General features: G+C 67.3%; 1 protein-coding gene. It reads left to right on the top strand.

Annotation, left to right across the window (positions count from 1 at the left end; all coding sequences use genetic code 11):
• The first annotated feature begins 1 nt into the window (after window position 1).
• Window positions 2–1,492 (top strand): cytochrome c oxidase accessory protein CcoG, encoded by a 1,491-nt coding sequence (gene ccoG / locus HV701_RS26560; protein ID WP_175135974.1) that lies wholly within the window; start codon window positions 2–4, stop codon window positions 1,490–1,492.
• The last annotated feature ends 102 nt before the right edge of the window (window positions 1,493–1,594 follow it).

Genomic DNA, 1,594 nt, shown 5'->3' with positions numbered 1-1,594 from the left:
CATGGATGATGGGTCAACCGCAAGCGTCAGCACGCCGCCTGGCGGCGACCCGCCGCCCTGGCGCCCGCATGTGCGGCCGCCGCGCCCCGGCCAGGAGACGCTGGAGCAGACCCTGGCCGGCGTGCGCAGCAAGATCTACCCGCGCTCGGTCAGCGGCATTTTCGCCCGCTGGCGCATCGTCTTCGTCTTTCTGACCCAACTGATCTTCTACGGCCTGCCCTGGCTGCAATGGAACGGCCGCCAGGCGGTGCTGTTCGACCTGGGCGCGCGCAAGTTCTACCTGTTCGGCCTGGTGCTGTGGCCGCAGGACGTGGTCTACCTGGCGGTGCTGCTGGTGATCTCGGCGCTGGCGCTGTTCCTGTTCACCGCGGTGGCCGGCCGGCTGTTTTGCGGCTACGCCTGTCCGCAGACGGTCTACACCGAGATCTTCATGTGGATCGAGCGCAAGGTCGAAGGCGACCGCGTGGCCCGCATCCGCCTGGACGAATCGCCCTGGACCTGGCGCAAGGCGCGCCTGAAGATCACCAAGCACTTTCTGTGGATCGCGCTGGCCTGGTGGACCGGCTCGACCTTCATCGGCTACTTCGCCCCGATCCGCGAGCTGGGCCACGAGCTGTTCACGCTGCAATTGGGGCCGTGGCAGTGGTTCTGGATGGTGTTCTACGGTTTCGCCACCTGGGGCAACGCCGGCTTCATGCGCGAGTCGGTGTGCAAGTACATGTGCCCGTACGCGCGCTTCCAGAGCGTGATGGTGGACCCCGATACTTTCGTGGTCACCTACGACAAGCGCCGTGGCGATCCGCGCGGCGGCCGCTCGCGCAAGGTCGACCACAAGGCCGCGGGGCTGGGCGACTGTGTCGACTGCAGCCTGTGCGTGCAGGTGTGCCCGACCGGCATCGACATCCGCGAAGGCCTGCAATACATGTGCATCGGCTGTGGCGCCTGTATCGACGCCTGCGAACAGGTGATGGACAAGATGCAGTACCCGCCCGGGCTGATCCGCTATACGTCCGAGCGGGCAATGCTGGACGGCCTGTCGACGAAAAGCGCGCGCGCGCACCTGCTGCGCCCGCGCGTGCTGATCTACGGCACGCTGATCCTCGCGCTGGCGGCGGCCTTCGTGACATCGCTGGCGCTGCGCAACCCGCTGCGGGTGGACGTGATCCGCGACCGCGGCGTGCTGGGCCGGGAAGTGGCCGGCGGCATGATCGAGAACGTCTACCGACTGCAGATCATCAACACCTCGGACGCGCCGCTGCGGCTGCGGCTGTCGGCCGAGGGCTTGCCCGGGCTGGCGGTGCGCGCCGGACAAAGCGAATCGGATGTGGTGGAGGTGGCGGCGGCGGCCAACAAGCTGGTGCCGATGGTGATCCGCATGCCGGCCGGCGCCGTGCCTGGCGCCCATCCGATCACCTTGCGCGCCCGCGCCCAGGACCATGGCAGCCGGTCGATCGAGACCGAGGAAGCCGCAAGTTTCTATGTGCCCGAGTGATATCGAATAAAGGATGCCGACGATGAATACTGCCCATGTTGCCGCGCCGCTGGCGGTCAAACCCTGGTACCGCGAATTCTGGCCCTGGTTCCTGATGGCCGG

This window comes from Achromobacter pulmonis, from assembly GCF_902859765.1.
Lineage (GTDB): Bacteria > Pseudomonadota > Gammaproteobacteria > Burkholderiales > Burkholderiaceae_B > Achromobacter > Achromobacter pulmonis.
The sequence above is the reverse complement of the archived record's forward strand: the minus strand, read 5'-3'. Positions and strand labels throughout refer to the sequence as shown.

Excerpts from the sequence above, each read along its gene's own strand:
- ccoG (WP_175135974.1), top strand. The coding sequence starts at position 2 with ATGGATGATGGGTCAACCGCAAGCGTCAGCACGCCGCCTGGCGGCGAC.